The organism is Candidatus Poribacteria bacterium, assembly GCA_021295755.1.
In the GTDB taxonomy this organism is placed as follows: domain Bacteria; phylum Poribacteria; class WGA-4E; order WGA-4E; family PCPOR2b; genus PCPOR2b.
This window is the reverse complement of the sequence record JAGWBT010000202.1, coordinates 8,507-12,224: the sequence shown is the minus strand read 5'-3', so window position 1 is coordinate 12,224 and position 3,718 is coordinate 8,507. Positions and strand designations below refer to the sequence as shown.

The following is a 3,718-nucleotide window of genomic DNA, read 5'->3' as shown; positions in this document are numbered from 1 at the left end:
CCGGCATTCTGTCGATCTTCGGGGATATAGCCATATCCCAACTGACGGCTTTTGCTCGTCGGAAGATTGGTGATTGCTCCCCCCTTAAAACGGATGGCACCACGCTGAGAACGGCGGAGTCCAACAATCGCTTCGGCAAGCTCGATCTGCCCGTTACCATCAATGCCAGCGATGCCCACGATTTCACCGGCATAAACATCAAACGAGGGGCCATCAACGACCCGACGACTATTCTGATCTGTAACAGTTAAATCTCGGATTTCAAGGATTGGCGGACCATGGGCTTGGGCACTTCGCTGAATTTCCGGAAACTCATGCCCGACCATCTGCTCTGCTAAATGGGTAGGAGAGGTGTCACCGACCGCCGTCGTCGCAACACGCTTGCCATTACGTAATACAGTAATCCGATCGCTGATTTCCATTACCTCTTTCAACTTATGACTAATGAAGACAATGGAATGACCATCAGACTTGAGACGACGCAGGATGGCGAACAGCTCTGTGATCTCTTGTGGGGATAGAACTGCGGTCGGTTCATCAAGGATGAGAATTCGGGCATCCGCCGAAAGTGCCTTGAGAATCTCAACCCGCTGCTGAAGTCCAACTGAAAGCTCCCAGACCTTCATCTGTGGTGAGATGGACAAACCGTAACGGGTGGAAAGCTGCTGGACGTTCTCCTCCGCTTCGTTTCGTCGAAACCGGAATTTGCCACGTTCAGAAGTGAGGGCAATATTTTCAGCTACACTTAACGAAGGCACAAGCATAAAGTGCTGATGCACCATGCCTAACCCCAAGGTAATTGCCGTCTTTGGGGAATCGACAAGGCTCGGTTTCCCGTCTATCAGAATCTCCCCGGCATCGGGTTGATACAAGCCGTAGATCAGATTCATCAACGTGGATTTACCCGCTCCGTTTTCACCGAGTAAGGCATGAATCTCTCCCTGTTCCAACGAAAAGTCCACGCTATCTACGGCAAGGTTATTTCCAAATGCCTTGGTGATGCCGTGCAGTTCAAGTGCGAGTGATGCCAATGGATGATTTTCCCTTCATTCAGCACCCAAGTGCTGCTTGGCGGAAGTATCGCTCCTGCCGCGATGTTCTAGTTCACACGATATGCATCCACAACCTGTGCATCTAATTCGACTCCCAGCCCCGGGGCATCGGTTAGGTGTAACTTCCCGTCTCGGAAACTCATACTGTGATGAACTAGGTCTTGCGCTAGCGGAGACGGAGCACGAGTAAATTCTGTCATCGGCTTTTCAAAAGAGGCAGCCCATTGAGCAGACGCGGCAAGCAGGACACCGGTCCCAAAGGCATGAGGGACAACCCACGCACCGGTATCTTGTGCCAAAGCGGCAATCCGCTTTCCCCCGGTAATGCCTCCAACTCGCCCCAGATCGGGCTGAACCACCTGTATCCCGCCATCTATGAGCAAGGTCTCGTACTCCTCGATTAACGTCACCGCCTCGCCGGCGGCAATCGGTATCGACGAGGACTTGGAGAGCAGCCTGTACCCTACCGTGTCGTAGGGGTTCAACGGCTCTTCAAGCCAGCAAACATCGTATTTCTGGAACCGTTCGACGCGCTCCAGCGCTGTCTGCAAATCCCAAGCGCGGCCAGCATCTACCATCAGATCTATTTCAGGTCCCAGCGCGTCGCGGGCAGCGGCAACCAACGCTTCGTCCAGGTCCGGGTCTGGTCCCATCGGTGCCCAACCATATTTCACTGCCCGGTACCCTTGTTCCAAGAATTCCCGTGCTGACGCCGCCATCAACTCTGGACGTTCGGGCCAGAGAACACTGGCATAACACGGTATTGCGTCAACCGGAGTCTCGCTGAGTAACGCACGGACGGGCACCCCCATCGCCTTACCACGCAGATCCCACAGTGCCATATCGATCCCACTCATTGCGTGTCGGGTAACGCCACCGGGACCGTACCAAGCAGTGCCTTCGATCATTGCCTGTGATACGGCATCTATATCTGCCGCATCTATACCCTTGACAATGGAGGCCAAGCCATGCCGAAAAGGCGCGGAACGTGGGGCTTCAATAACCGCCCGGGCGACATACGAGCAGGAGACGACCTCTCCTAATCCGGTGAGTCCAGCGTCGGTGTGCACTCGCACAATGAGACAGTCTTGGGTGCCATCGGCGACTTCTTGAATAATAGGCAAGCGCAAATGCAGTGCTTCAATTTCGGTAATTTTCATAGGTAGAACCTGTTTGTTCATACCGTACGCCTGATCCGTAAGGATTGCCCCGTGAATTCTCCGGTTCTTTTTTAGATAGCAACGTGCATTCCGTCATTTTCTGCACCTGCGGGATAGGCTTCTAAAATTTTACGCGAGGTGCTTTAAACTTACCGGCGAGAATATCCTGACGAATTTTCTCAACTTTGGCGCGGAGATCTTTAGGAATCCGATCCTTCAATTTCGGGTTGTAGACCAACTTCACAGTCTCATTAAGCGACATCCCCATCCACATTACTTGGGGTTCAAATTTGCCCGTCTGAACTAAGTCGGCGATGTATACAAAGGCTTTGGTATCAATCACAGCACTTGCGAGGATTGCATCGGGGGCGATATCGTTCTGATCTAGATTTGAACCGAAAGCGTAAACGTCCTTACCCGCTTTGCGACTCTCTTCGACAGCATGAAAAACCCCACGACCGGCAGCATCCGCATTGTGAAAGATGAAATCAATCCCCTCTGTGATTTGGGACAATGCCAATTCTTTTGCTTTTCCGATGTTCTCCCAATCTCCGACGTAAGATTGGGATACTTTGATATCTGGATTGACAGATTTCGCTCCTTCTTCGAGGGCGTGAAAGGTGCTATTGATCGGTGGGATGTTCATGCCGCCGATAAGTCCAATCTTTCCCGTCTCGCTCATTGTGCCAGCAATGACTCCTAGCAGATATGTTACCTCCTCAAGCTCAAACACAATCGATGCCACATTATCCAAAACTGTGTTGCCAGAAGTTGTGATAAACACCGTATCCGGGAAGTCGGGCGCGACAGATTTTGCGGCTTCTTGATACTCAAATCCGTGCCCAAAAACCAGACCGAACCCCTTGCTCGCGTAGAATCGGAAATGTTCCTCCCACTGCGATGGAGCTTTGCTTTCAACATGGCTGACCTCGACTCCCAACTCCTTTTCAATGCGCTTGAGTCCTTCATAAGCCAGCGCATTCCACCCAGCATCGCTGATTGAACCGGGGGTCAGTAAGGCAACCTTAAATTTTGCTGCATCGGCTGTGCCGATAGTAAATCCAAACAACAACACCAGTAAACTACTAATAATCCAGCTCTTTTTGAACATAAAAACACCTCATGTAGAATTCACGAAAAGGCTCATGTAAAGAAATCGTGCAGCAGAAACCGAGTTTTTCCGAAAAAACTCGGTTTCTCTTCGCGCTTTGCACTTTCTTTTTATATAAATCCACGAAAATTGTCTGTGTACAGGACAACGTTCATTGTCCGCCATTCCATCTATAGTGAATTCTAAAAATAAGTAGACATTTACCAATAACTCCAACCTTCGCGCAGTCTCAAAAGTCCCCCTGATAAGGGGGATTTAGGGGGTTGGTTGTGCATTGGGAGTGTCTAAATAATTCTAAAATCTACTACAAATCGGTTGAAATTATATGGACGCCCAGATGAACTGTCAACTTCATTTTAACTCAAGTTGCTAGACAACCTGTAGGTCATTGATAC

General features: G+C 50.3%; 3 protein-coding genes. All 3 read right to left on the bottom strand.

Translation table 11 applies throughout. The features are described 5' to 3' along the window. The coding region (locus tag J4G02_21595) for an ATP-binding cassette domain-containing protein (protein MCE2397114.1) at positions 1-1,031 on the bottom strand (1,031 nt) is incomplete at its 3' end. Between the two features lie 68 nt (positions 1,032-1,099). Then, complete coding sequence (locus J4G02_21590) at positions 1,100-2,233, bottom strand: mandelate racemase/muconate lactonizing enzyme family protein (GenBank protein MCE2397113.1); 1,134 nt, start codon at positions 2,231-2,233, stop codon at positions 1,100-1,102. Between the two features lie 100 nt (positions 2,234-2,333). Further along, positions 2,334-3,323, bottom strand: a complete 990-nt coding sequence (locus J4G02_21585; protein MCE2397112.1) for a BMP family protein — start codon at positions 3,321-3,323, stop codon at positions 2,334-2,336. Between the last annotated feature and the right edge of the window lie 395 nt (positions 3,324-3,718).